Raw genomic sequence first — 25,544 nt, 5'->3', positions numbered from 1 at the left:
CGCCGGCAACAAATGGCCGCATTTGGGTCCATGAATGGGGACATGACCATTCTCGCAACGGCCCTGCTGCTCGCCAGTTCCTTGGTGCTATCGTCTCCCGGATACGTCGAGCAAACCGGCGTCGAACGCAACCCGATGCTGCGCAACGCAGCCGTGGATCATGACCTCGCCAAGGTGAGGCGCCGGTTCGAGCGGGAGCTCCGTAGCGACACCACGGACACCTCTGGCGCATCCACCGGGCGCTAGCGCCGCGCGTCGTGGACGTAGGCACCGCAATGCAAATTGCGGGATCGTGCTATGGTCGAGGCCTTCCGGCTGTTCGAATCGCCTCATGGCTGTCCTGCGCAAGCTGCTCCCTCTGCTGATCGCCTGGCTGATCCCGGCGGACGGGCCGTCGTCTGCGGTGGCCGCGGAATTCTATACCGAGGATCTCCGCATCCCCATGGCGGAGGCCGGGCCGCAGGGGCTCGAGGCCTTCCTGGTCCGCCCGGCCGGGACGAAGCGCTATCCGCTGGCGCTGCTCAGCCACGGCTCGCCGCGCAGCTTCGACGACCGCGCGACGATGTCCGCGCACAAATATTACGGCATTGCGCTGGAATATGCCCGGCGCGGCTTTGCCGCGCTGATCGTGATGCGGCGCGGCTACGGCAGCTCGCCCGGCGGACGCGTCGACAGCGTCGGCGGCTGCGCGAAAGCCGCTTACCTGCCCGCAGTCGCGGTCGCGGTTGCCGACTTACGGGCCGCGATCGATGCGATGGCGCGCCGCCCTGACGTCACAACAACGGGCATGATCGCGGCCGGCCATTCCGCCGGCGGGCTCGCCACGATCGCGCTCACTGCGCAGGCGCCGTCCGGTCTCGTCGCCGCGATCAACTTCGCCGGCGGCCGCGGCTCGCGCGACGACGACGACGTCTGCAATCCCGATGGGCTGGTGCAGGCCTTCGCCACCTTCGGCAAGACCTCGCGCGTACCGACGCTGTGGGTCTATGCGATCAACGATTCCTATTTCGGCCCCGACCTCGCGCGCCGCCTCCATGACGGATTTCGCACCAGTGGCGGCAATGCAAAATTCATCGCGGCGCCGCCGTTCGGTGACGACGGCCACTACCTCTATGCGGTGGCGAGCCGTGCGCAATGGACGCCCTATGTCGACGCTTTCCTGCGCGAGCGCGGCCTCGTCAGCCGCGACATCCTAAGCCCGCCCGATCCGCTGCCGCCGCCGCGCCAGCTCAATGAGGCCGCGCGGGCCGAGTTCGCGCGCTATCTCGCCAGCATGCTGCCGCACAAGGCGTTCGCGGTGTCGCCGAATGGCGGCTACGGCTGGCGCTCGGGGCACATCACGGCCGACGACGCCCGGCGCGAGTCGCTGGCGGCCTGCATGAAATGGTCGCCGACCTGCACGCTCTATGCGATCGACGACCGGCTGGCCGAACCTGCGCAAGCGACGTCCACCGATCAGAGCGCCCGCGCGCGCTAGTTGCCGCAGCGGAGGCCGGTTTATTAACTCCGGAGCTCTATGACGGACCGATGCTGTGGGATCGGGCAGGCTTCAATCTCGGCGCGACGTGGAGACACGTGGCGGTCGTCCTGCTGATGTCGGCCCCGATCTGCGCGCACGCCGGAGACGGCACGGAGCTCGGCGCCGGCGAAACGCCGTCATCCCGGGCCATGATCCGGAAGATCATCGAGCGAGAAACCGCAAACACCAATTTGCCGGCCGATGTCGCCGAAGCGGTCGTGTTCGTCGAAAGCGGCTACAATTCGGCCGTCATCGGCAGCGTCGGCGAGATCGGCCTGATGCAGGTGCGGCCCGAGACGGCGGCGATGCTGGGCTTCCGGGGCAGCGATGCGGAACTCGCCGAACCCGACATCAACATCCATTACGGGGTGCTTTATCTCAGCCGGGCCTGGCGCCTCGCCGGCGGGGATCTCTGCCGGGCCCTCATGAAGTATCGGGCAGGCCATGGCGAAGAAGATATGACCGCGCGGTCGCAGGTCTATTGCAATCGGGCCCGCAACCGTCTTGCCGCCATGAATTCGAAGGCTCTTGAGACCGAGGTTGCGGCCGCTCCGAATCCGGCGCCCCGGCCCACTCCCGCAGCACCTACGGCAGCTCCGGCAAAACCGGCGAGCCGCCCGAAGATGGCTGCGCAACCCAAAGCCGTCTATGCCCGCTATCGTCAAGGCACCCCGGCCGCCAGCCGCGCCTATTGGGCCGCGCACGAGGCCAGGGTCAGCCAGATCAAGGCTCGCGTCGCAGCGCGATGGAAGCGCGTCGCATCGCGCTGACGACAAGTGCCCTATAGCCGCTCGCTGAGCGCGAGCTTGTAGCCGACGCCGGTGACCGTCGCGATCACGGGCGTACCGCTGCCGACGAGCTTGCGGCGCAGCCGCGCCACCAGCGCATCGACCGTGCGGATGTCGACCTCGGCCTGGCGGTTGCTGACGACCTCGATCAGATAGTCGCGGCTGAGCGGCCGTCCGTCGGCACCGACCAGCGCCGCGAGCAGGTCGAATTCGGCGCGCGTCAGCGCCACCGGCTTGCCGTCGCTGCCGAGCAATTCACGCCGGGTGAGGTCGATGATCCAGTCGCCGAACGCGATCGAATTGTGGTTGCGCGCCGCCTTGCGATCGAGCGAGCGTCGCCGCAGCACGCTGCGTGCGCGCGCGAGCAGGTCGCGCAGATTGATCGGCTTGGTGACGTAGTGGTCACCGGCGATCTCAAGGCCGAGGATGCGATCGACGTCGGTGTCGCGGCGCGTCACGAAGATGATGCCCGCGTTGCTGGTCGCCTGGATCTCCTTGGCGAGCTCGAAGCCGTCACCATCGGGCAGTTGCACGTCGAGGAAGATGAGATCGGTTCGAGCGCGCAACGCCTGGCGGCACTCCGCACAGGAACTGGCGCCGACCACGTCGAAATTGTTCTCGCTGAAATAGCCGACCAGCATGGTCCGCGTCACCGGATCGTCCTCGACGACGATCAGCCGCTCGCGGCCGGCGGGACGCAACTCCTTGAGTGCGGGATCAACCACTGTCTTGGATGTCCTGTGTGCCTGGGACCCGACCTGGAAATTCAAGTCACCGCGCAATGCGCTGTCATGTGAACGGACATTCACGACTTGTTCGAGCCCCCGAAATTGCCTGCTGGAATATTAGGCGCGTTGCGACGCGCAAACAATATTGCTCATGGTCTCCAAGGATTAAGTATGAATTGGCCCACAATTCTCATTCCGCGCATCGTACGCAGGATGCCTTGAGGGCCTTACGCCGGCCCCGGGGCCGCCGATCCCACACATTCAGCTTTGGACTCAACCGGCGGTTAACGTAAAGACAGCCTTCGGCTTCGGAAAGCCCACCAGCACCTCTATTGTCCCGCCTGCACAATACGAAACCACGGAGCAGGCGTGATGCAGGGGCAGGTCCGGTTGGCTGCCGGTCGAATCGAGCAAGGCATAGCGCCGTTCGGCCGTTCGCACACGCTCGATGTCCTGCGCGGCCTCGCTATCGCCGGCGTGATGGCCATCCACGTCTCGCAGTCGTTTCCATCCAATATCCACGCCGTCGATTACGCCTTCATGTGCGGATGGACCGGCGTCAACGTGTTCTACTTCGTCAGCGCCATGACGATGTGCCTGATGTGGACGCGGCGTGTCGAAACCAGTCCGACGCGCAAGTTCTACATCCGCCGCTTCCTGCGCATCGCGCCGCTGTTCTGGCTCGCGATCCCGATCTACCTCGTCATCAACGGCACCGGCCCGAGCGCTAACGCGCCGGGCGGCATCGGGCCAGTTCAAGTGATCCTGACCGCGACGTTCCTGCACGGCTTCTGGCCGGACAGCGTCAACAGTGTTGTGCCCGGCGACTGGTCGATCGCGGCCGAGATGACCTTCTATCTCGTCTTCCCGCTTCTGATCACCGCGTTCGGCTCGCGCCGCCATCTCTATCTCGCGCTGGCGATCGTGCTGCATCTCGTCAATGTCTGCCTGTTCAAGCCGTGGGCTTTCGCGCTGTTCTCCGCCTATTACGGCCCCGGCCACGAGGCATTCGTCTGGACCACGCTGCATATCAGCTTCCTGAACCAGCTGCCGGTCTTCCTAGTGGGATGCGCGCTGTTCTTCGCGCTGCGCGACGGATTTGCCAAGTCGGACGCTGCGATCTACGCGGTCTTCATTGCGGTGTCCTTCGTCGCCGACCGCGTCACCGGCTCGCACGAATTCAACTATCTCATGATTAACCTCGTGCTCGGCGCGCTGGTTGCCGGTTGCATCAAGCTTGCGATCCGCTTCCAGCCGCTCGAGGCGCTCGGCCGCAATTCCTATTCGATGTACCTGTCGCACTTCGCGGTGATCTACGGCCTGCATCAGCTCTGGCCGCTCGCCGATGGACTGGTCTCGCTGCTCATTGCCTACGTCGTCACTGCCGTGCTGAGCTATCTCGTCGCGCGCGCGACCTGGCATCTGGTCGAACGGCGCGCGCAGGATCTCGCGCACCGCCTGACCTCGGCGGGATCGGACCGATCAATCCTCCCGCCGACCATCGCCGCCACCGCGGCCAGCATCCCCTAAGCCCCCCGCTGCATGCTCCGGGCCTGATGCGGCTTGCCTCGCTGCCGCCTCCGAATCTACTGTGGAGACTCTTCACGCTGGAGAAGGCGCCATGGAGGTCATACTGCTCGGCACCGGCGGCCCGCGCCCGGACCCGCGCCGCATGGCGACGACCACCCTGATCAGGCTCGGCGACGAGAACATCCTGTTCGACGCCGGCCGCGGCGTTGTGGTGCAGCTCAGCAAGGCCGGCGTTCCGCTCGACGCGATCAACACGGTCTTCCTCACCCATCACCATTTCGACCACATCGGCGATCTCTACGATGTGATGCTGAATTCATGGATGCATGGTCGCAAGGACGAGCTGCGCATCTATGGACCGCCGGACACCGAACGGCTTGTCAACACGCTGGTCACGCAGGTCTACGACAAGGACATCGCCTGGCGCGATCAGGGCGAGCCGACCTTCGGCGGCTGGAAACCCGTGGTCGCGACGGACATCATGCCCGGGCCCGTGCTCGACACCGCCCGCTGGAAGATCAGCGCCGAGCTCGTCTCGCACGGTGACGGCCTCGACATGTCGCCGGCGTTCCTGGCGCGCTGGATGTGTCTCGGCTACCGCTTCGAGGCGGAGGGGAAGGTCATCGCAATTTCGGGGGATACGGTCCCCTGCCCCGGGCTCGAGCGGCTGGCTGAGGGAGCCGATTTGCTTGTCCAGGTCTGCTTTCTCGCAACGCCCGAGATCAACAACGAGCATCTCCGCCGCCTTGCGAAATTCACGATCGCCTGCGGCGACACCGTCGGCAAGGTTGCGGCCAAGGCCGGCGTCAAGAAGCTCGCGCTGACCCATCACCGGCCGCGCACGGATGACGCCATGCTGAACGCGCTGCTTGCGGATGTCAGGCAGGATTATGCGGGGCCGGTCGTGCTCGGCGAGGATCTCACGCGCATCGAGATCTGAGGGCCGACGCTCAGCTCGCCCTTCGGCTTCAGGACGATCCGACCTCGATCCGGAACGACAAGCGCTCTTCCGCTCCCGGCGCGATATGCATCAGGCCCGGCTTGTCCGTGAACTCACCGTCAAAGCCGGCGGGACTGGCATAGCCGCGCCAGGGCTCGATACAGAGGAACGGCGCGCCCGACGGTTTCGACCAGACGCCGAGTTCGCGAAAGCCGCGCCAGGACATTTTGAGCCAGGGGCCGCTGGACGCGGTGTAGCGGACCGCGTCGCTTTCGATCCGGTCGAAGATGACGGCGTCATCGACGAACAGGGATTCCGACAGGGGGAGCGCGGCACCTTTGACTGGGCTCGGCTCCGTTGCCGGGCGCAGCAGCCCGCCATCGAGTCGGCGGACGGGAGAGGATTCCACCTTCGCAAAGGCCAGCGCGTAGTCCTCTTTCGCGCTTCCGAGCCGGAGCGGCCAGTTGAAGGCGGGATGACCGCCGATCGAGGCTGGCAATGTCTCCTTGCCGGTGTTGGCGATCGTGAGCGTCAGGTCGAGGCCGGCCTCATCGAGGACATACGCGGCCGTCAGACGGAACGCGAACGGATAGAGCGCGCGGGTCGTCTCGCTGTCTTCGAGCACCAGCGTGCAGCGGCTCTCGCCGCGCTCCGCCCATGCAAAGCGGCTGTCGCGCGCAAAGCCGTGCTGGGTCATCCGGTATGTCTTGCCCCGGTGCCGCAATTCGTCCCCGGCGAGGCGCCCCACGATCGGAAACAGCAGCGGCGCATGGCGCGGCCATTCCGGCCCGGCCTGCCAGACGAATTCGGTGACATTGTCCTTCAACGAGCACAGCTCGGCGCCGTGCGCCTTGATGGTCGCGGTGAGCCCCCCGCTGCGGAGGGAGTGGGTGTCGTCACTCATGGCGGACATCTACACCGCGACCTCACACGCAGCAAGGCAACGTCAGCCATGCAGGCGGAACGTCTCCACCGTGCAGGGCCGCGTCATATTTCTGTACCTAACGGTTGCTCCTTTGCGGTTCGTCCCCCGCCTGCTTGCTGCAGGGCGGCCCGGACTCCGATCAACCATTATGGTAGCCAATTGAAATTCTTCATCAACGGTCGTTTTCTGTCGCAAAAGCTCACCGGCGTTCAGCGTTATGCCGCCGAGATCGTCAAGGCGATCGACGTGCTTTTGGCGTCGGAGCAAACTCCCGCCTCGCTGCGGAACGCAGACTGGCAGTTGCTGACGCCCGTGGATGCAAGCGAGCAGCTCCAGCTGGAGCGAATCAAGATTCGCGCCGTCGGCCGCTTGCGCGGGCACGCCTGGGATCAAATCGACCTGGCGCGCGCAGCTGCGGGTGGCCGCTTGATCAGTCTCGCCAATTCCGGCCCCGTGTTCCATCGCGACCACATTGTGGTGATCCACGACGCACAGGTCTTTCGCAGGCCCGACTTCTTCAACTGGCGCTATCTGGCAGTTCACCGAACCATGGGCCGGCTGCTCGCCCGGCACGCAAGCATCGCAACCGTATCGGCCTTTTCGCGCAAAGAGCTTGCCGAGGTGCTGAATCTGTCAGCAACGGCGATCCCGGTTTTCCCCAATAGCGCCGAACACTTCGCCAGGACGAAGCCGGATCCCGACATCATTGCCCGGCTCGGCGTTCAGCCGCGAAAGTTCTTCCTCTTCGTGGGCTCGAAGACCAAGAACAAGAATCTCTCCATCGCGATCCGCGCTGTCCAGCTGCTCGATCGAGCCGACGTTCCCCTGGTCATCGTCGGAGGGGATAACAGCAAGGTCTTTCAAGACAATTCGGGCGACGGGGTTTCCGGCCTGCTGCTCGCCGGGCGTCTGACGGACGGCGAGATCGCCGCTCTCTACGCGCATGCATCGGCATTCGTGTTTCCCTCGCTGTACGAGGGCTTCGGCGTGCCGCCACTCGAAGCCATGATCTTCGGTTGCCCAGTCATTGCCTCGACGGCCGATGCGGTCGTGGAGACGTGTGCCGACGCCGCTGCGTATTTTGACGCCAATGATGCCGAATCGTTGAAGCAGCTGATGCTCGAAAGATTGGCAATCGGCGCCATCTCCGATCAGGAACGGCGGCGGCAGCAAGAACGCGTTGCGTTCTTTTCGTGGCAAAAGTCGGCGAAGTCGTTGCTCGATCATCTCGCACCATCGGCAAACGTTGCCAGCGCTGCTTGAAGTTCGATGCACTTCGCTTATTCCGCGCATCGGTTTTCGCACAAACAATTTGCAACTGGCTGCAACTCGCACACCTGCGCATGGTTCCACGAAAAGTTTTCGTTCTTCCCATGACAATCATGCGCACAAAGAGCTTGGCGCAACATCACCACATCGCTGCCCCAATATCGCTACGTATTCGAGGAACTGTCTCTCGCACTAGCGAACACTAGCGGACTCAGAACAGGGATACAGGATGTCCGGCTCTCCAACGCGGCCCTACGGAAGGCAAACGATGAAAGTGCTGCACATCGCCGAGACGATCCGGGGCGGGATTGCCAGCTACCTGAACGAGTTGCACCCACAGCAACAGGCGAGCTTCGGCACCGGGAACGTGCACTACGTCGTGCCGTCGGATCATCGCCGCGATCTTCCGGCGATCGATGACAACCAGATTACGACGTTCGAACGATCCGGTCGCGGCATCGCCGGGCTATTCCAGATGCTGCGCGCAAGCATGCAAGCGCTGGATGCCTTTCGCCCTGATGTCGTCCACCTGCATTCCTCGTTTGCGGGCCTGGTGCTGCGCCCGGCGCTGGCGGCCCGCTCGGACGGACCGCGCGTCGTCTATTGCCCGCACGGCTGGGCGTTTTCACGCGAGACCGGCCGCCTAAGTCATCTCGTGACGAAAGCGGCGGAGAACCTCCTTGCCCGCACGTCGGACCGAATCATCTGCATCTCGAGCGACGAGTTCAACGAAGCCGTCCGCGCCGGAATTCCCGCCGAGCGCCTCACCCTCGTCCATAACGGCATCTCGAAGAGCCGCACGCCGCAGCCTGTCGCGGCCGACTGGACGTCTGAAAAGGTCAAGGTCCTGTTCATCGGACGGCTGGACCGCCAGAAGGGCTTTGATCTCCTGATCGAAGCGGCACGCTCGCTCGAGGACGTGCTGGAGATCCGCATGATCGGCGCCTCCGTCGTCAACAAGTACGAAGGCCCGAGCGTCCCGTCCAACGTGTCCCTGCTGGGCTGGCTCGATCGCCCGACCATTGAGACCCAACTCGAGGCCGCCGACCTCGTCGTGATCCCGTCACGATGGGAAGCCTTCGGCCTCGTTGCCCTGGAAGCGATGCGCGCGGCCAAACCCATCCTGGCGTTCCGCAGCGGAGCATTGCCCGAGATCGTCGTCGATGGCGTGACCGGCGTGCTTTGCGAGCCCGTCGCGGTCCAGCCACTCGTCGACGGTTTCCGGCGAGCACTCGATCTCGACCTCAAGGTGCTGGGACAGCGCGGTTACGACCGGTTCAAGCAGTTTTATGACGTTCAGAAGACGCATGGGCAATTGCAGCAGGTCTATGCCGAGCTGCTCCATGACGACCGGACACCGATCGACGCGAAGGCGGGGCTGCAGTCGGACCTCTCCAAGAATTTCTGATGGCTCGACGTTCACACTTGCCCTCGCAGATGCAGGAGATCGCGATGGCGATGTCATGGACCGGACTGGGTGTCACCGCGAACGCAGCACGCGCGAGCATGAACTAGCCGATGATATTCTCACGCACCTTGGTTCGCGGCAGCTTCCGCCTCGCGGGCATCATGGCATCGATTTTTCTGCCGGTCTCCGTCTGCGCACAGCAGGCGCAACCGCTCGATGCCCGATTCCTGCTGGGCGTCGGCACCCATCAGGGGCTGGGTGGCCCGGTGAGCGCGCGCGGATACGTTCCTTCGGAAAACGTCGCGCAGATCAAGCAGCTCGGCCTCAACGCCTTCCGCGATGACTTTCCCTGGTCCGATTTCGAGGTCGGGGGACGCCGGATGGGCTTCACGCCCAGGCTCGGCCGGCTCGAAGCGCAAGTCAAATCCGGCGTCGCGCGCCCCCTCCTGATCCTCGCCTTCGGCCATCATCTGGTTCCGAATTCCTCACCGCCGACCACCGATGAGGCCCGGCAGCGGTTCGCCGATTATGCCGCGGCGGCGGCGCAATCGGTCGTGGCGCAGCATCCGGTCTTCGAACTCTGGAACGAATGGAATCTGGCGGCGAAGAAGGATCCGGCGTTCTCACCGGAGAACTATCTGGCGCTCGCGCAAGTCGCGCGGCCGGCGGTCAAGCGCGTTGCACCGCATGCGCCTTTCCTGGTCGGAGCTCTCGGCGACGATCCGGGCTGGACATGGACGGAGAAGATGCTGCGAACCGGCATTCTTCAGCATGCGGACGGTGCTTCGATCCATCTCTACAATTTCTGCATGGGCCCGAGCAAACGCACGTCGGCCGAGATCATCGACCGGCTCACGGCGTTTCACCGTCTCGTCGGCCAGGCCAGCGGAAATCCTGACTTCCCGATCTACGTCACCGAGACGGGCTGGACCACGGCCACCAACAAGTGCGGCGTCAGCGAGCAGGCCCAGGCCGACAATACGGCTCAGCTCATCCTGTGGGCGTCGACCGCGACACGCTGGCTCAAGGGCATGTGGCTCTACGAGCTCAAGGACAGCGGAAAGAACCCGTCAGAGCTGGAAGATAATTTCGGGCTCTATCGTTTCGATAATTCGCCAAAGCCGGTTGCCTGCGCGGCCCAGGGGGCCTGGGCCTTCATTCGCCCCAGCCAGAGTGCCGAGCGCCGCGAGCTCGCCAGCGGCGTCGTGTCGATCAATGCATCGACGGCTTCCGGCGGCAGAGTTGCAGTCTGGTCCGAGGCCCCGGACCGACGTTACGAGATCCGGCTCAAGGGCGATCAACAAGGCGCAAGCTTTGCGATGCCGTGCGACCAGGCGGCAAGGCCTGCGTCCGGGGTCTGGATCCCCGTTTCGAGCACACCGGTTTTGATTGCAGCCAATGACAGTGCCGTTCCCGTCCTGGAGATAAGGCCGGCGCGGTAGACGCGATTTTGCAGATATGAGGTTGATGCGATGAAAGTTCTTTTGACGTCCACGCTTTATCCGACGCCTCAGGCCCCAAAGATCGTCGGCGGCGCGGAGATTTTCGCCCGTCGTTTCGCCGAAGGTCTGGTGCAGCGCGGTGATGAGGTGGAAGTGATCCGGGCCGCATCCACGCCTCATCAGGCACCGGAAACCTGCGACGGCATCAACGTCTACTCCGCTCCGGTGCGGAACGTGTATCTGCCCTTCACGGAGCAGAAGAACGTCGCGCTCCGCAGCATCTGGCACGCGGTCGACGACTGGCAGATGCAGGCCCCCCTGATCGCGGAGCGCATCCGGGCCTTCAAGCCGGACGTGCTGCACTCCAACAATCTGTCGGGCCTTACCACCGCGATCTGGCGCGTTGCCGCGCAGCTCGGCGTTCCCGTGCTCCATACGCTTCACGACTATTATCTGACTTGCCCGCGCTGCTCCCGCTTCAACAATGGGCGATCCTGCGAGCACACCTGCACGAGCTGCGGAATTCTGAGCTTTCATCGCAAGCGCGCCACGCATTGGCTCAGCGCCGTGGTCGGCGTGAGCGAGCGCGTCCTGTCCATTCATACCGACATGGGCATGTTCTCGGAGACGCCGATCCGCACCGTGATCCGCAACGCCTCGACCGAGCCGCCGCGCGAGCCCTACCCTCGGCCGGTCTGCACCACGGAAGTGACGTTCGGGTTCATCGGCCGCCTCACGGAGGAAAAGGGCATCGACAATTTGATGCAGGCCCTTGCTCAGCTGCCCCGTGATCGGATTCGAATGATGATCGCCGGACGGGTCAGCGAGGAGGAGCAACGGCGCCTCAGGGCGCTCGCGCCCGATGCGCGAATCGAGTTCATGGGCTTCGTGGTGCCGGACGATTTCTACAAGCAGGTCGACGTCGTGATCGCGCCCTCCATCTGGCACGACCCCGGTCCGCTCGTCGTCGCAGATGCCAAGGCTGCGGGCAGGCCGCTGCTCGGCACGCGCTTTGGCGGCATGCCCGAGGTCATCGAGCACGGCGTGACCGGCTGGCTGACCGAAGCCGATCCGCAATCCCTGGCCAGGAGCATGCTCGCGGTCGCAGCCGATCCGCACAAGATCGACGAGATCAGCCGGCGCCTGATCGCGGATACCAACAAATGGATATTCTCCGACGTGCTGTCTTCATACAAGAACCTGTATGAACAATTGCGCGAGCAGCGGATGTCGCACGTGCGCGCAGCAACGGCCGAAGCGTCGCAGGGGCCGTCGATCGTCGGCAAGGAGCGCCTCATTCCGCGATGACACGCCTCCTCGCGATGGCGGGCTACGTCTATCAGAGTGCCGCGGCGATCATCCTGATCTTCGCGATCAGCCATCTGTTGCCCGCCGCCGACTACACCAACTTTTCCCTCGCGCTGGCCTCGAGCCAATTGCTCTGCGTCCTGATGTTCGAGTGGCTGCAGCTGGCCGGACTGCGGTTTCTGGCGGCAGCCAAGGAAAACGAGGCGGCGCGGCTGAGGTGGTCGCTGTTTGCCGCCGGCCTGTCGAGCGCAGCCGCGCTCGTCGTGGTCGGGAGCTGCGCGTCTGTGGCCAGCGTGCTCCCGACCGGGATCGTGGCGTTGGGTCTCAGCATATCCGTGCTCCAGGGCTTGACGGATCTTTACTTCCTGTCGGTGCGCCTGTCCGACCGGCTGGGCATCGCATCCTTTCTGCTCGCGCTGCGTGCCACCGCCCTTCTGATTGGAGCCGCCGCGGGCGCGATGATCTCGGGGACGGCCGAAGCGGCGCTGCTCGGCATTGCCTCGGGTCACGCCCTCGGCCTCCTCGCCGGCCTTGTCGCCTATCGCACGCCGATGGAGCGCGTCTCGCTGCAGACGATGCTGGCCGACTGGAAGGAGTTCTCCCGCTACGGCATGCTCGCGGCAGGCGCGTCCGTCATCCATCTGTCGGTGCCGGTGCTGCTCCGTGTCATCGTCGTCGGCCAGCTGGGTGCGACCGGGGCCGGGGCTGGATTTTCGATTGCGCTCGACCTCCTGCAACGTCCCTTCTGGGTTCTCAATGCGGCGATCCACACCGTGAGCTATCCGGAAGTGGTCAACGACTTCGAGCACGGAGGCAGCGCAAAATCGGTGCAGTCGGCGCGGCGGATGTTCGAATTCATGATCTGCACGACCCTCGTGCTGCTCGGTGGTCTGATTGGATTCATTCCAGATGCCGCCCGTATCCTGGTGCCGCAGGCGAGCCTGAATGGCTTTCTCGAGACGGCACCAACGGTCGCCGCCTTCTATTTCCTGCACACCCATCTGCAGGCGACGATCGCGGTCGTTCCCCACCTCGAGAAGCTGGCGACCAGGCTCGTCGTCGTTGCGGCCTGCCAGCTCGCCATCGTTGTGTCCCTCTCCCTGGTCGCGGTATCGGCCGGCCTGTCGCCGCGGGGGGCGGTCGGCTGCGCTGCGGTCGCCACGCTCGCGACGATCCTGGTCGCACTCGGTCCCACGCTGCGGTTCGAGGCGTTCCCGCGCTGGCCGTTGGTCATGCAGGCGGTCGTGGCCGCAATCCTGATCGGATCGCTCGGTTCGATACCGACGGAGCCCGCGGCATGGCTGGCCGGCAAGATCGCGATCGCCGCGATGGCAACGGCGGTCATCGGATGGCGCGGAGATTTTCTGATGCCGGCTCGCCGCAGCTGATTGGCTGCATCAGCGGGGCGAAGCGGATCTGGTTCCGATACGGAACCGGGTCTTCATCAACGGTTTCCGCGGCGAACGCTGCACCATCCCTGAGCAACCACAACCATTACGAGTAAATCAATTGGTTTAACCGCCCATGGAAGCGGCATCTGCGAACTTCCCGTGCAGGAAAGCGCGAGCTGCGCGAAGGAATGGACGAAGATCCTTTGATCGACGGCCAGCGAGAAAATGTCTTGCTGCTCCTTGCCGACCTCGCGCGCCGCGCGCGCCAACCGCTCTTTCAAAATCTGTCATATAAAATCCAATTCGCGCGGTCTGCGCATACATTCAGCAGTGCAAATCACGAAAATCTTGAAAGCGCCTTCCTCACGCCATGCTGCCCGGGCATCGCATGAATATTCTGCTGCAACACAGAGCAAGTCTGTTCCTGCACAAGGAACCTCGTTTCGCTCGCGATTTGTAGCTTCCATTTTTATCTGAAATTCACACTCGACAGAGAAGCTTGAACGCAATCCCTGCGAGCAATTTCGTTCGCGCTGAAACTCGAGTGTGAAATGTCCGATCAAACCATCCTATCCGCCAGCGGCTTCATCGACTCTATCGGCGTCAACACGCACGCCGGCTTCGGCTGGACCGGCTACAACAATCTCGCGCTGATGGTCGATGACCTCGAGTATCTCGGCGTCACCCATCTCCGCGACGCCATGGGGACCAGCCCGGCCGCGCAACCCGTCGTCGACGGTCTGGCCGCTGCCGGCTACAAGTTCGACTTCCTGGTGTCATCCGCGCTGCCCCAGACCGGCACAACCGGGCTGCAGAACTACATCGCCTCGCTCCAGAAGTTCGTGACGAGCCACCCGGGCAGCATTAGCGCCATCGAAGGGCTCAACGAGGCCAATCACCAGCCCTTCAGCTACAACGGCAGCTCGAGCCTTACCGCCGCAGCTCAGTTCCAGAGCGCGCTCTATCAGGCCGTGAACGCCAACGCCGCGCTCGGCAGCATCCCCGTCTACAATCTGTCACTGGCCTACAACGATCCGCAAGGCTACAGCCAGCTCGGCGACATGTCGGGCTCGGTCGACTACGCCAACGCCCACGCCTATGTCAGCACCAGCCTGACGACCGGCAGCTCGATTTCGGCAACGCTGAGCGCCGTCATGGCCGCGGCACCGGGCAAGCCTGTCGTCATCACCGAGACCGGGTACACCACGCAAGCCAACACCCAATATCTCGGCGTCAACGAGACGGTGCAGGCCAAATCGATCCTGAACACCCTGGTCGATGCCTACAAGGCCGGCGTGAGCGCGACTTATCTCTACGAGCTGTTCGACCGCGATTCTTCCGCCGGCAATACCAATCCCGAGGCCAATTTCGGACTGTTCAATTCCGACGGGACGCCGAAGCTCGCCGCCACCGCCATTCACAATTTGACGACCATTCTGGCCGACGACGGCAAGGGCGGCCTGCAGCCGACTGATCCGTTGAACTACACCCTGAGCAACATGCCAGCCACAGGCAACAGCATGGTGCTCGGCAAGAGCAACGGCGCTTACGAGCTCGTCGTTTGGGCGGAGCCGAAGCTCTGGAAGGACTCGAACGACACCGAGATTTCCAATCCGACCGAGACCGTCACGGTGAACCTCGGCGGCGTGCATCATTCGGTGAAGGTGTACGACACGCTGACAGGGACCACGGCGATCGCCAGCTACACCGACGTCAGCACGATCACGATTCCGGTCAGCGATCACCCGCTGATCATCGAGATCGACGCGCCTCCGACCACCACGACGCCGCCGGACACAAGAACCACTGTCAGCGGCACCGCCGCCGAGATCGTCCCGCAACTGTCCGACCTCAGCGACTCCACGGCCCTGCAGACCATCACGCTGACCGATTCGCACGTCCTGCCGGTCGCCTCGAAGGCGACCATGGACTACATGATCGCCCACTACGGCAGCGCCCTCTCCAAGATCCAGGGCGGTTACTCGTTCTCGGTGACGAACTCGGCTGCGACCTGGAGCAGCACCAAGACCTACAATTCCAGCGGAACGCTTGTGTCGAAGTCGGACACCGGCCTGAATGCAAGCGGACAGCCGACCTCGACCACCGTCGCCTACACCGACGGTTCCAAGGACCTGATCAGCTACACCGGCGGCGTGAAGACGAAGTTCGTTCATGTCGGCACCGACGCAACCAGGACTACCGACACCTACAACACGGCCGGAACCCTTCTGAGCGAAGTGGTCCAGAAGTCGGACGGCTATTACTCCACCACGCTCTACACGAGCGGCGTGAAGACGGCCGCCTACGTCAAGAATGCCGACGGCTCGCAGGACAATTACACCTACGGCATCACGGGCAAGAGCTTCACGACCCAGGTCCAGCATCTCGATGCCTCCGGAAAGGTCACCTCGGTGACCCGCAGCCATGCCGACGGCTCGCTGGACTCGACGCAGGTCTACAACGCCGACGGCAGCAGCGTGATCACCACCTACAGCGCCACCGGCGTCAAGCTGGTCGAGACCGCCTATCATGCCGATCACAGCAAGGATGTCTGGACCTACAACATCACAGGCCAGAACTACACGACCGAGCACGACGTCTACAATTCGACCGGCTTCCTCACCAGCCTGACGCGGCTGCACAGCGACGGCAGCCTCGCCTTCAAGCTTACTCAGACGACCGACGGCACCAAGACGACCGATTGGTACAATGCCGCCGGCAGCCTCACCAGCGAAGTGGTCCAGAAGGCCGACGGCTTCTCCTCAACCACGCTCTACAGCAACGGGGTCAAGACCAACGCCTATGTGAAGAATGCCGACGGCAGCCAGGATAATTATGCCTACGGCATCACCGGCCAGAGCTACACCACGCTGATCCAGCACGTTGATCCCACGGGCAAGGTCACCGCCGTGACCCGCAAGCATGCCGACGGCACGCTCGACTATACCCAGGTGATCAACAGCGACGGCAGCAGCGTCGTCACCAATTATGATGCCGCGGGAACACGAACCAAGGAAACCGACTATCACGCCGACGGCAGCAAGGACGTTTTCCTCTTCAACATCACCGGCCAGACCTACACGACCGAACACGACATCTACGACGCGACCGGCTTCCTCACCACGCTGATTCGCAAGCATGCCGACGGCAGCATGGCGTTCAAGCTGGTGCAGAGCGCCGATGGGGCCAAGACCACGGACTGGTACGACGCCAGCGGCGTGCTGACCAGCGAGGTGGTCCAGAAGCCGAGCGGTTACAGCTCGACCACGGTGTATACCAATGGCGTGAAGACCGCGGCGTACATCACGAACGCGGACATGAGTCACGACAACTACAGCTACAACATCACCGGGCAGAGCTATACCACGCAGTACCAGCACCTCGATCCATCCGGTCAGACCACCGAGGTGACCCGCTGGCATGCCGACAACTCGCTCGACTACACCCAGATCGTCAACAGCGACGGCAGCAGCGTGGTGACCAACTACGATGCATCAGGTGTCAAGAAGACCGAAACCGACTACCACGCCGACGGGTCGAAGGACGTCTTCCAGTTCAACGTCGTCGGCCAGAACTACACGAATGAGCACGACAGCTACGATTCGACCGGCTTCCTCACCAACATCGTGCGCACTCATGCCGACGACAGCCTGGCCTTCACGCTGGTGCAGAGCGCCGACGGCACCAAGACCTCCGACTGGTACGATGCCAACGGCGTCATCACCAGCGAAGTGACGACCAAGAGCGATGGTTACAGCTCCACGACCGTCTATAGCGGCGGCGTGAAGAGCGCTGCCTACATCAAGAACGCCGACGGCACATCCGACAACTGGAATTACAACATCACCGGACAGTCCTACACCACCCAGCATCAGCACCTCGATGCTTCGGGCAAGTTGGTCGAGCTCACCCGGACCCACGCCGACGGCACCCTGGACTATACCCAGGTCATCCATGACGACGGCAGCAAGCTGACCGACATCTACAACAGCTCCGGGACCAAGACCCAGGAGATCGCCAACAACGTTGACGGCTCGAAGGACGTCTTCCTGTTCAACTTCAACGGACAGACCGGTACGACGCAGCACGAGAACTACAATTCGGCCAGCGCGCTGCAATTCTTCGATCAAACCAAGGCCGACGGCACCCACAATGTCACAGCCGTCGCCGGCGGCGTGACGATCCAGGGCGGGGCCGGCAATGACGTGTTCTCGGCCGCGCCAAACTCGACCACGGTTGCCTACGATCACGGCCAGGACCAGATCCTCAACTTCCAGGCTGGTGACGGCACAACCCACGACGTCGTCCAGATCTCGAAGCTCCTGGCCGCTGACTACAGTCACCTGCAGATCACGCAATCCGGGACGAATGCGCTCATCACGTTCTCGGCCAATGATTCGATCCTGCTGAAGAACGTGTATGTCAGCAGCCTGACGAGCCACGATTTCTTGTTCGTCTGAGCAAGGCGAGCTGACGACAAGGCCGCATCAACGTTGACACGGGCCGGGACCAGCCAAGGTCCCGGCCCGCTCGTTAGGCGTCTGCCTCATCAAGAGGCAGCGTTGAGGCGATGAAGACGTTCACTTCCCCGGCAAGATGGTTTCGAGGAACTCGAGGCCGACCGATCCGCGATCACGCCACCTTCCCCGCTCCATCCAGCGAACTTGCGTCACAATTGGTCTCTAGAAGCGAGACGAACCGCGCAAGGACTCCGAGGCCCGATGGAAGCCAGTGAAGCAAGACGTTTTGTCGTTCTCGACTTCTACCGCTTCGTCGCTGCGCTCGGGGTCTTCATCTTCCACCTGAAGCTGATCGACACGGGCATTTCGCCGGCCTGGAACGGGTCCTACGGCCTGTTCGTGGACATGTTCTTCATCCTGTCCGGCTTCGTGATCTCCTATTCCTACCCGTCCGACGCACGTGGCGTGGCGGCCTATTCCCGGTTCATGATCCGTCGCATCGCGCGGATCTATCCGCTACATCTGTTGAGCTTGCTCATCTTCGTGGTTCTCATCGGCGTCGGCCTGGAGCGCACGGCCCGCTCGACCTCGCTGGACTTCCTGTACAATCTTCTGCTGCTCCAGGCCTGGGGCGTCACCGACCATCTCAGCTTCAACTCGCCGTCCTGGTCGATCAGCGCGGAGTTCTTCTGCTATCTGATCTTTCCGCTGCTGATGCTGCTTGCACGCAAGGTGCAACCGTTCGTGCTCGGCGCGATCGTCGCCGCGCTCTATCTGGTGCTTGCCCACGGCCATTTGCCGATCTGGCAGGAACGGTCGCAGATGTATGGCGCCAATTTCGACTACGGGATGCTCCGCGCGCTGCCGAGCTTTTTGAACGGTATCCTGCTCGCCATTCTATTCCGGATGTCGCATCCCTACCGGCACAAGCGGATGATCTTCGCCGGCATCGGCATGTTCGGCCTCTCCGTGCTCGTCCTCAACGTCTTCGCCAAGCCGGACCTCGCCATCCTGCTGTTCTCATGCGCCATCCTGCTCACAGCGGTCGGCGAGAGCGCCTTCAAGGAGTTTCCGGGCGCCCGCCTGCTCGGACGGCTCGGCAACACCTCATATGCGATCTACATGCTGCACGATGCCATTCTCATTGCCGTGTTCAAGCCGCTGTGGATTTGGCTCGGACTGCGTCCTGATCAGTTCGGCCTGTTCGCTCTGGCGTGCTGCGCGGTCCTGACCATCGCCGCGGACCGCACCTACGCCTACTTCGAAAATCCGGCGCGGCGCTTCATCAACCGCTGGGCCGACATTGGTGCCACGTCCTCGCGCAAGCCGGCCGCAGCCGACACCTCCGTGCGCTTTGACAACACCGAGCGGGCGGTCAACTGACGCCTGCCGGCGACGTGAGGGCGTTCAGGCGACCTTGCCGCCGGCCTGCTGCACCGTCCGCATCGCGCTGTCGCCCAGCAACGGTGCGATGTTGGCGCGGGACAGCTCCATGACATCCGGCAGCATCTGTCGTACCTTCTCACCGACGGCTTCGTGGGCGCCAAGGAACTGCAGCACAAACTTCTCAAAGCTGTCGTCGACCAGGAACTGGGCCGGCGACAGCAACAACGATTCGCTGACGCCAAAGTGTGCGAACAGACCCTGGAACTTGTCCTGATAGGTAATCGCCGCGACGGGCGTTCCCTGCCCCAGCGCCGCGATCGCGAGATGCATGCGGCCGGTGATCGCACCGTCGACCAGACCGACAACGGCCTTGATCTCGCCCGCCGACAGCGCCTGATCGACATGATGCACGTGATCGACGAGCGTGGGCTTCAGGCGGTCGGCCAGCGGCCGAAGGCAATTGTCGTCGGCGATCTCTGGGCGGTAGTCATGAGCGAGCAACAACCAGCTTGCATTGTGCTCGCGAGACAGCCGCTCCATGGCGCCCGCGGCGAGCTCTATCATTTGCCGCAGCTTGGCCGGCTCCGGCTTCCTGAACAACATCGGATGAATATTGAAGACGAAGACCTTGCGACCCTGCTCGCGTTGTCGCGCGATCGTGGCCGCGATCTGCTTCACTGCGGCCGTATCCGCCCGCGGGGTCAGCATGAACGCCGCGTCGGCGACCAAATGGGCACGTTTCCGCGCGAAATCGTCGAAACGCTGAAGAGATATTGCATCACGCAGATTCAGCACCACGCCCGGGTCCAGCAGCCGGAACACCTCGCGCAGCGCTTTCGCCGGGCGGGAGTTGAAACTGAAGCCGAGCACGCTGACCTTGGCGCCGAACGCAGCCATCAGATCGGCCACGAGCAGCATGCGCGCGGCATCCACCGGCGAATAGTAGCCATCGAGCACGTCGGCCCCCAGAACCAGCCCGAAATCCGGCTTGGTGAGCGACAGCTCCTGCGCGACCGTCTCGTATGAGAACGGCTGTCTCCAGAGTTCGAGCGGCTTGAAGCCCATCGCGCGCACGTCCGCGCTGGCCGTTGGCGTCGCGGTGACAATGTAGACCTCAAGGTTCGGATAGGTCTTCTTCACCTCCCCAGTGGCCGCTTCGATCATCGCCTCATCGCCGCGCGATTGACGAACGCTCCAGGGATCGGAGGGGAGCACGACGAGCCGGCGCGGAGTGTTGCGCGGCGCGGCGTTGACGCCGACGTCCCTCCTGGCGATCTGCCATCTGCGCAGCTCGAGCAGGTCGAGCGCCAACGGCGTATTCTTCGCGCTGTTGAGCCAGCCTCGGAGCTGCCTGCGTACGGGCACCGGGATCAGTTGCTTCACGACATCCTCCTCGTCTTCATCAAGCGGTCGCACCGCGCTTCACGACGAAATCAATCAGGGAAAGGAGCTGCTTCCGCCAGAACAGCAGAATGCCCGTCAGATAAGTCGCGCCAAAACAGGACGACAGCAGTCCAATCCGCAAATAGGGATTCATGCCCGGCGTCGCCTCCCGGCACAGCACGACTGCGCCGTAGGCCAGAGCGATGGCGCAAAGGCATCCCGCAATGGGGCGCAGAAACTGGCTCCAGCTCAAGCCGAGCAGCCGGAGCGCCAGCGTAAACGTGACGGGGGTCACCACGAGCTGCGAGAACGCGAAGATCGTGGCCAGTTGACCAATGTCGCGCGAGGGAAGCAGGAACATCGCCGGCACGACCGTACAGAATTTGAGGATGTTGAGCAGAAAGACGTAGTTCGGCTTGCCCAGAGCACCAAAATAGGCGCTGTTGACGAACTGCACCGTCTGGACCGCGCCAATCAGCATCAGCGGCCGCATCACCGCCTCGCTGCCACCCCACTTCGCACCGAACAGCAGCAGCGAGAACTCCGGCGCGATCGCCGCGAGGAGCACGAAGACCGGAGATCCGATCAGTGCGCCGAGACTGACGCTGCGCAAATATGCACCTGCGATGCGGTCCCGCTCGTGCGCGATTTTGGACAAGGCGCTCAGCGCCACGTCCATGACCGCCTGCGTGAGCAACTGCATCAGGATGATATAGACCCTCGCCCCGACCGTATAAATGCCAAGCGCGGCGACGCCATAGAGCGACAGGATGATCATGTCGATCGTCCGAACGATGGCGAAGTCCAGCAGCCTGTTCAGCATGACGTGGATGCTGTAGCCGGAGAGCTCGCGAAAGCTCTTCAGATCGTAGCCGCGCATCGGCAACCATCGCGGCTGGCTCCAGAGCCACAAGCCGCTGATCGCGCTCTGAACGACCACCTGGATCACCAGGCTGAGGGCGCCGAACCCTGCATAGGCACAGGCGATCCCCACGACGCCGGAGATGGCTGTCGCCACCATGGTCCTGACCGCGAGCACCCGAAAATCCATCTGCCGCTTGTAGAGCGCCTCCTGGAACAGCGTCGCGGTGCCGATCGGAAGCGAGAGACTGGCGGCCGTCAGCAGCGGCGCCAGCCCCTTCACGTCGAACCAATGCTCGATATGCGTCGCGAGCAATGCGATCAGAACGGCCAGGAGCGCTGAGGCTGCAAACGAGCAGAAGAACGGCAGCGTCACATCGGCGGGCTCGAGCGTCCGCCGCTGGATCAACGCATCACCGAAGCCGAATTCCGCGATGGAGCTCAAAAGCAGCAGGATAAAGGCGACCAGCGCCGCAAGACCGAAATCGGCGGGATCGAGCAGCCGTGCCAGCACCAGGAACAGCACGAACGACAATGCGCGGCCGCCCCAATTCTGCGCGAGCGACCAGAACAGCGCCACCACGACCTGATGTTGCCTGCCTCGAGTGACGTTCATCAACAATTCGACCCAATTCCGATCCAGACGACGCGACAATGATGATGACACGCCACCGCTTGTCGCCGCTCTCAACGGCGACTGATTGCTCGCTACAATACGACGGAGTGATGGCAATCAGATGAGCGCCATCACGATTCCGATTTAGAGTGGAAGTGAGTTCAAATCGTGGACTACACTCCAATCGCTCTCTGCGATGTGATGCAAAATGGATGCCTTGATGAAATCGCCGGCCCCGCGTTCTTTTCCCAATTCCAGGCGCTTGCGTGTGGCGATCTACGCCCCGCATTTTGCGGAATATTCCTACCGGCTCGCTTCGGGATTGGCTCACCATTGCGACGTCAGGCTCGTGCTCAACCGCAAGGACGCCAACCAGCAATGGGAACTTGCCGACATCGCCGTGGCGGCTCCCTTCGAGACCCGGATTCGCGATCTGAGCCTGCGCCGCGGCGGCGTGATCGGTATCCCGGCTTCTTTTCTCGACATAATTTCGTTTCGTCCGGACGTCGTTCATTGTCACGAAGTTCCCGAGATCTATACGTCCAAGCTGATCCAGTTCCTTCGTCCACTCGGCATTCCCCTGGTGCTGACCGTTCACGATGCTATCCCGCATTCGGAAGGCGGCTCCGGCACCTCGCCACGTGAAGACGGTTGGCGCGGGCACATGCGTGCCGCCGCGTCGATCGTCACGACGCATGGCGAGAGCTGTATTGCCGATTTTCGTCGCGCCTCGCCCGACTTCAAGGGCGGAACGGTCTCCAGCATGCACGGCGTGCTCATGGTCCCACCGGCCCGAGATGCGGTCACCGCGCCCGAAGCCGCACGCATCCTGTTTTTTGGACGAATGTGGGCCTACAAGGGCCTCGACGTCTTCATCGACGCGATCGACATGTTGGCCCGGCGCGGTGTGGCGCATGAGGCGATCGTCGCCGGGCGCGGTCCCGAGATGACACGGCTCGGCGCGCGGATGGAAGCGATGCCGACGGTCAAGACCATCAACGCTTACATTTCGCCTGCGGACACCGGACAGCTGTTTCAATCCGCCACCGTGGTCGCCTTGCCCTACAAGGATGCAACACAGAGCGGCGTGCTTGCCTCCGCTTACGGCAATGCTCGTCCCGTCGTTGCCAGCGCCACCGGCGGCATTCCCGATGTCGTCACCGACGGAGTTAACGGGCTGCTGGTTCCTCCAGGGGATGCCACTGCACTGGCCGATGCACTCGAACGCGTGCTGACCTCGAAGCCACTCGCCGCGACATTGACGGATGGCGCGCGGCAGACCGCGGCCGGCATTTTGAACTGGGACCACATCGCCGAACAGTTGCTGGGGTCCTATCACAAGCTCGCCGGCCGTACCGTGAGCTGACCGCGACGGGCACGCGGCCGCTCAAACCGATTGCCCGACCTTCAGCGGTCGAAAGAACATGCCGCGGATCGCGCCGTCCAGCAGGCGCCTCAGCCTGACCTCGATCAGCTCATAGCTGATCGCGCTTGCGACCAATGACATCACCAGCCCGAGCACGATGAAGGCGGCCCACAGCAGCCAGCGGTCGACGCCGGCGGCGACCAGCTTCAGGCCGATCACCTGCAACGGAAAGAGCACAAAGGGATGCACGAGATAGAGGCTGTAGCTGATTTTGCCGACATATTGCAGGGCCGGGGCACTCAGAGCCCTGCCAAGGCCCGATTCCGGGGCAAGCACCATGCCGAACAGCAGGAATCCGGGAAGGAGCCCCACGAACGGGTGAAACAGCACGAGGCTCGCATACAGCGCGGCTCCGCAGGCGAGGCCCGCGAGCAGGCCGACCCGTCCGGGAATGGAGATGCGAAACCCGGTGGCGCTGAACAGCATGCCGATGCAGAAGAACGCCGTGATCGGCCAGTGCATCAGGCAGGCCAGACCCAGCAGGATCAGGGGCGCCGCCAGCAGCTTGCCCCCGCCGCGCCACATCGAGAATGTCAGCGCAAACCAGATGTAGAACGCCCACTCATAGGTCAGTGTCCAGGCATTCTGCTGGGCAATGGGCAAGCCAAGCGCGTCCTGCACGAAGAACAGATTGGCCGCGAAAATCCCGAGATAGCTCGTCAGATCGATCCCACGGAAGAACTTGTAGCCGACGATCGGACCTATCGCGAACAGCGCAAGATGCAGCACGACGAACACCGGCATGATGCGCAGGACGCGATCGAAGAAGAACCGCGGCAGCGAGCCGTGCCGCACCAGGCTCGCCGGAATCAGGAAGCCGCTGATCATGAAGAACAGCTCGACGCCATGCCCGCCGACATTGATCACCGATTGCAGCCAGAGCCAGAGCGGCGGCAGGAAGCCGGGATCCGGGATGTCGTACATGCCTCCCTTTGGCATGTCGTAGAAATGATCCATCAGCACGCTCAGCGCCGCAATTCCCCGAAGCCCCTGGACCGAGGGAACGAACGATCCGTCGTAGGCGGCGCCCGGCTGGTGCAGCGCGCCACTCACTCTGCAGCACCCTGAGTACTGAGGGCGGGCTCGAGAACGACCTTCTTTCTCCGTGCCGAACGGAACCTTTGTCCGAAGGCGATGCTGGGCTTCTCGACGAATGTAAACGTCATCCAGCTGACGAGAATCGACAACGCCAGGATCAGGGTCATGAAGATCGACCATCCGAGCGGCCCGTCGCCGAACCAGACGAGGCGATGGATGAAGACGAGCACGAACGGCGACATCAGGTAGACCGAATAGCTGATCACGCCGACGAACGCCATCGGGCGCCACGCCATTCTCTCGCCGAACACGGCAAAGCCAATGAAGACGATCGCCGCGCAGACATAGGCCGATGCGATCGAATAGCTGTAGAAGAAGTTCTCGTGGTAAACGCCTCCGAACCGCCGGTCGGCCAAGGTGATGGCGAAGATCGCATACAGGAGCGTGCAGACCGCCACGTGAGACCATCGCAGCTTTCCGCCGATGACGGTGTCGCGGATGATCTTGCCCAGGAACATCGCCGACAGGTTCAGCCCGACCTCCATCACCGAGGAAACCGCCCTGTTCTCCACCAGGAGCGCGGCGGTGGTACCGACCAGCGCGGCCGCAACGACGATCGTCACCGCCGTGAAGCGCCGATTCAGCAGCCCCATCGCAAAGAGAATGGTGCATCCGACATAGAACAACAGCTCGATCGCCAGCGTCCAATAGAACACCCAGAGGTTCGGGACGTTCACGAAGGTCTGCAACATCGTCACGTTCGCGGCGATCTGCCCGAGCGGATAGATCTTCGAATCCAGCAGCTGCATCGTCACGAGCCCGACCACGAGCGAGGTCCAGTAGGCCGGGTAGAGCCGGAAGAAGCGGCTGATCGAAAAATCCCGCACGGGCGTGGCGCTGTCCGGGAAGCTGAACGGAATGACGAAGCCGCTGACGAAGAAGAACAGCACCACGCCGAACCGGCCAAAGTTCATGTAGTAGCCGAACAAATCGTGGATGGGCCAGTAATAGGCGCCCGTCGGGTGCTTCTCGACGATCACCTCGAACACATGCTGGACCAGGACCGACAACACGGCAATGCCGCGCAGCGTGTCGATGAATGCGAGCCGTTTATGCATTATTCGTT

At 63.1% G+C, this 25,544-nt stretch carries 20 protein-coding genes; 14 read left to right on the top strand and 6 right to left on the bottom strand.

Annotated features, from left to right (window positions below; translation table 11 throughout):
• Positions 1 to 42 precede the first annotated feature (42 nt).
• The 3 genes from A3AS_RS0141025 (at position 43) to A3AS_RS0141015 (ending at position 2,289) form a co-directional block, all read left to right on the top strand.
• Positions 43 to 246 carry a hypothetical protein gene (locus A3AS_RS0141025; protein WP_143109112.1) on the top strand — a complete coding sequence of 68 codons (204 nt, stop codon included), beginning with the start codon at positions 43 to 45 and terminating at the stop codon, positions 244 to 246.
• A gap of 85 nt (positions 247 to 331) precedes the next feature.
• On the top strand, positions 332 to 1,477 hold the full coding sequence (locus A3AS_RS0141020) for a S9 family peptidase (protein WP_018323217.1): 1,146 nt from the start codon (positions 332 to 334) through the stop codon (positions 1,475 to 1,477).
• A gap of 50 nt (positions 1,478 to 1,527) precedes the next feature.
• Complete coding sequence (locus tag A3AS_RS0141015) at positions 1,528 to 2,289, top strand: transglycosylase SLT domain-containing protein (protein ID WP_026202889.1); 762 nt, start codon at positions 1,528 to 1,530, stop codon at positions 2,287 to 2,289.
• Positions 2,290 to 2,300: 11 nt separating this feature from the next.
• Here A3AS_RS0141015 and A3AS_RS0141010 read toward each other — a convergent pair whose 3' ends face one another.
• Positions 2,301 to 3,116, bottom strand: coding sequence for a response regulator transcription factor (locus A3AS_RS0141010; RefSeq protein WP_018323215.1), 816 nt, complete (start codon positions 3,114 to 3,116; stop codon positions 2,301 to 2,303).
• A gap of 291 nt (positions 3,117 to 3,407) precedes the next feature.
• Between A3AS_RS0141010 and A3AS_RS0141005 the strand changes: the two genes are divergently transcribed.
• Positions 3,408 to 4,565, top strand: coding sequence for an acyltransferase (locus A3AS_RS0141005; RefSeq protein WP_026202888.1), 1,158 nt, complete (start codon positions 3,408 to 3,410; stop codon positions 4,563 to 4,565).
• A gap of 91 nt (positions 4,566 to 4,656) precedes the next feature.
• Positions 4,657 to 5,505, top strand: coding sequence for an MBL fold metallo-hydrolase (locus A3AS_RS0141000; RefSeq protein ID WP_018323213.1), 849 nt, complete (start codon positions 4,657 to 4,659; stop codon positions 5,503 to 5,505).
• A gap of 28 nt (positions 5,506 to 5,533) precedes the next feature.
• On the opposite strand, the gene A3AS_RS0140995 is transcribed toward A3AS_RS0141000, so the two are convergent.
• Entirely contained in the window at positions 5,534 to 6,409 is an 876-nt protein-coding gene (locus A3AS_RS0140995; RefSeq protein ID WP_020508830.1) for an aldose 1-epimerase family protein, read from the bottom strand.
• A 180-nt stretch (positions 6,410 to 6,589) separates the two neighbouring features.
• On the opposite strand from A3AS_RS0140995, the gene A3AS_RS0140990 reads away from it, so the two are divergent.
• The 8 genes from A3AS_RS0140990 to A3AS_RS0140950 all read left to right on the top strand — a co-directional run bounded on the left by A3AS_RS0140990 (position 6,590) and on the right by A3AS_RS0140950 (position 19,091).
• Positions 6,590 to 7,693: a glycosyltransferase family 1 protein gene (locus tag A3AS_RS0140990; RefSeq protein ID WP_018323211.1), complete on the top strand. Its 1,104-nt coding sequence runs from the start codon at positions 6,590 to 6,592 to the stop codon at positions 7,691 to 7,693.
• 274 nt (positions 7,694 to 7,967) lie between these two features.
• Complete coding sequence (locus A3AS_RS0140985; protein WP_018323210.1) at positions 7,968 to 9,107, top strand: glycosyltransferase; 1,140 nt, start codon at positions 7,968 to 7,970, stop codon at positions 9,105 to 9,107.
• A 161-nt stretch (positions 9,108 to 9,268) separates the two neighbouring features.
• The gene (locus tag A3AS_RS0140975) at positions 9,269 to 10,549 is read left to right on the top strand and encodes a hypothetical protein (protein ID WP_198293769.1); all 1,281 of its coding nucleotides are present in this window, start codon (positions 9,269 to 9,271) and stop codon (positions 10,547 to 10,549) included.
• 30 nt (positions 10,550 to 10,579) lie between these two features.
• A complete protein-coding gene (locus A3AS_RS0140970) occupies positions 10,580 to 11,857 on the top strand; it encodes a glycosyltransferase family 4 protein (protein WP_018323207.1) in 1,278 nt (425 codons plus the stop codon).
• Positions 11,854 to 13,245, top strand: a complete 1,392-nt coding sequence (locus tag A3AS_RS0140965) for a hypothetical protein (RefSeq protein WP_018323206.1) — start codon at positions 11,854 to 11,856, stop codon at positions 13,243 to 13,245. The genes A3AS_RS0140970 and A3AS_RS0140965 overlap by 4 nt, the downstream gene beginning before the upstream one ends.
• Positions 13,246 to 13,436: 191 nt before the next feature.
• A complete protein-coding gene (locus A3AS_RS48830) occupies positions 13,437 to 13,640 on the top strand; it encodes a hypothetical protein (protein ID WP_018323205.1) in 204 nt (67 codons plus the stop codon).
• Positions 13,641 to 13,799: 159 nt separating this feature from the next.
• A complete protein-coding gene (locus A3AS_RS0140955; RefSeq protein ID WP_018323204.1) occupies positions 13,800 to 17,708 on the top strand; it encodes an RHS repeat protein in 3,909 nt (1,302 codons plus the stop codon).
• Between the two features lie 261 nt (positions 17,709 to 17,969).
• Positions 17,970 to 19,091: an acyltransferase gene (locus A3AS_RS0140950; RefSeq protein WP_018323203.1), complete on the top strand. Its 1,122-nt coding sequence runs from the start codon at positions 17,970 to 17,972 to the stop codon at positions 19,089 to 19,091.
• 24 nt (positions 19,092 to 19,115) lie between these two features.
• On the opposite strand, the gene A3AS_RS0140945 is transcribed toward A3AS_RS0140950, so the two are convergent.
• Together A3AS_RS0140945 and A3AS_RS0140940 are read right to left on the bottom strand one after the other, a co-directional pair.
• Complete coding sequence (locus tag A3AS_RS0140945) at positions 19,116 to 20,405, bottom strand: polysaccharide pyruvyl transferase family protein (RefSeq protein WP_245283410.1); 1,290 nt, start codon at positions 20,403 to 20,405, stop codon at positions 19,116 to 19,118.
• Between the two features lie 91 nt (positions 20,406 to 20,496).
• Complete coding sequence (locus A3AS_RS0140940; RefSeq protein WP_018323201.1) at positions 20,497 to 21,954, bottom strand: lipopolysaccharide biosynthesis protein; 1,458 nt, start codon at positions 21,952 to 21,954, stop codon at positions 20,497 to 20,499.
• Between the two features lie 268 nt (positions 21,955 to 22,222).
• Here A3AS_RS0140940 and A3AS_RS0140935 point away from each other — a divergent pair, with 268 nt between their 5' ends.
• Positions 22,223 to 23,320 (top strand): glycosyltransferase family 4 protein, encoded by a 1,098-nt coding sequence (locus tag A3AS_RS0140935; protein ID WP_245283409.1) that lies wholly within the window; start codon positions 22,223 to 22,225, stop codon positions 23,318 to 23,320.
• Positions 23,321 to 23,341: 21 nt separating this feature from the next.
• On the opposite strand, the gene A3AS_RS0140930 is transcribed toward A3AS_RS0140935, so the two are convergent.
• The gene (locus A3AS_RS0140930) at positions 23,342 to 24,433 is read right to left on the bottom strand and encodes an acyltransferase (protein ID WP_018323199.1); all 1,092 of its coding nucleotides are present in this window, start codon (positions 24,431 to 24,433) and stop codon (positions 23,342 to 23,344) included.
• Positions 24,430 to 25,536, bottom strand: a complete 1,107-nt coding sequence (locus A3AS_RS0140925; RefSeq protein WP_018323198.1) for an acyltransferase — start codon at positions 25,534 to 25,536, stop codon at positions 24,430 to 24,432. The genes A3AS_RS0140930 and A3AS_RS0140925 overlap by 4 nt, the downstream gene beginning before the upstream one ends.
• Positions 25,537 to 25,544: the final 8 nt, after the last annotated feature.

Origin of the sequence: Bradyrhizobium sp. WSM2793 (assembly GCF_000379585.1) — a bacterium.
Taxonomy (GTDB): Bacteria; Pseudomonadota; Alphaproteobacteria; order Rhizobiales; family Xanthobacteraceae; genus Bradyrhizobium.
This window is presented reverse-complemented; position numbering and strand designations above follow the sequence as displayed.